A 1,428-nucleotide genomic window follows, 5' to 3' on the forward strand; every position below is an offset into this window, starting at 1 on the left:
GTAAGCGTTCACCGAGGTATCTTGACTTACCAGATCTGAAGAAACATATGCAGTTTATAGATCAAAAACGTTTGGGTACGGTCTCTTCGTCACAACAGCCGTGATGATTTCACTCAACACTGACATTGCCGATAAGTCACGCTTTTTGCAGGTTTCGATGAGGGTATGTATCCTACTTCGGAATTTATCACCTGCATCCGAGATCGTTCCGAAGCTAATTTTCCTTTGAATGACAAAACCTCTAATACATCGCTCAGCTTCATTATTGGTTAAGGGGATTGACGTTTTCTTGAGGAAAACCCACAAGCTCTCTCTATGTTTAAGCAGTAACTTGCATCGCCCTCTATACCGCTTGACCATCACACCTGTCCCTTTGCTCAACCAATGATCGAACGATTTTTGTAGCCTGTGCATTCGCCGCAAGTACCGTGAATAATCCAATTCACCTTCCTCATAACGATGCCGAGTATGGAAAATGGTGTTCGTCAGCAAACAAAGATGTTTGCCAATATAAGCGGTGTGGCCACCGCCACTATAATCCGCCATTTGCTGAAGATTGCGCTTCACATGTGCCCAACATAACTGATGACGGTCTGCGGCTATCCAGTTATAGCTTGGGCATTGGTCGCTAACCACAATGCCTGCATAGTCTTCATCGATGACCTTTTTTGCTGAGGAGGTTGAGCGTGAATAGAGTATTTGTTCATAGACAAGGTCATCACTGGCCACTAACCAACACCAACGAAGGCTCGTTTCATCATTTCGGTGATGAGAGGTTTCGTCAGCATGAATCAAAGTCGCTTTCTTTAACGCTTGTTTTATCGCCTGATGCAATGGCGTTAGCATTGAAGCGACCTTCGTTTGCGCTTCGCTAATCGCGCCGACCGAAAAGGTTGTGCCAAGCTGTTCTTTAAGTAGAGATTGGATTTTCCGAACACTGAGGTGATATTGCCCTGCAAGAACTCCAATGTAACTTAATAAGTTCGGCCCTATAATCCCTTGCGATGCATCGTCAGGCTTTTGAGCCTTGACGGTTTCTTTACAGTGCCGACATTGGCCTGAAAATAAACGGTATTCGGTGATATCGACAGTGGGTTTTGGAATATCGAAGACCTGATGGCGGTAGTAAGGGCCACCTTGAACATCGATATCAGACTGGGCACAGCAAGGGCACACTTCAGGAAAACCATCGATAACTACATCCGTTGCTTTCAGTCGTGAGAGTTTTCGTTGATGCCCTGTGTGGCCTTCTTTAGCTCCTCTCGAATTGCAACCACTAGAGCTTTGATCTTTTTTCGCTCATGCTTGTCCTTAGGGTTGTCAGACGAAGGTGGTTTCGATGAATTTTTGGAGTTAGTAGCTTGTTTATCGGTAAGGTGGCGCAACTGTTCCCACAACTCTTCAATCAGTGCGTTTGCTTCGTTAAGG

1 protein-coding gene is annotated in these 1,428 nt (G+C 45.4%); it reads right to left on the minus strand.

Features of this window, described 5'->3' with window-relative positions; all coding sequences use genetic code 11:
• Window positions 1–54: 54 nt before the first annotated feature.
• Window positions 55–1,428, minus strand: a protein-coding gene (locus NL643_RS22715) for an IS66 family transposase (RefSeq protein ID WP_213963570.1) whose coding sequence is annotated in 2 segments (ribosomal slippage) — window positions 55–1,289 and window positions 1,289–1,428 — 1,375 coding nt annotated over the 2 segments. Because the reading frame shifts where the segments join, the coding sequence is not laid out codon by codon here. This gene is flagged as partial in the annotation.

Origin of the sequence: Vibrio sp. Y42_MX_L11 (assembly GCF_024181785.1) — a bacterium.
In the GTDB taxonomy this organism is placed as follows: Bacteria; Pseudomonadota; Gammaproteobacteria; order Enterobacterales; family Vibrionaceae; genus Vibrio; species Vibrio diabolicus.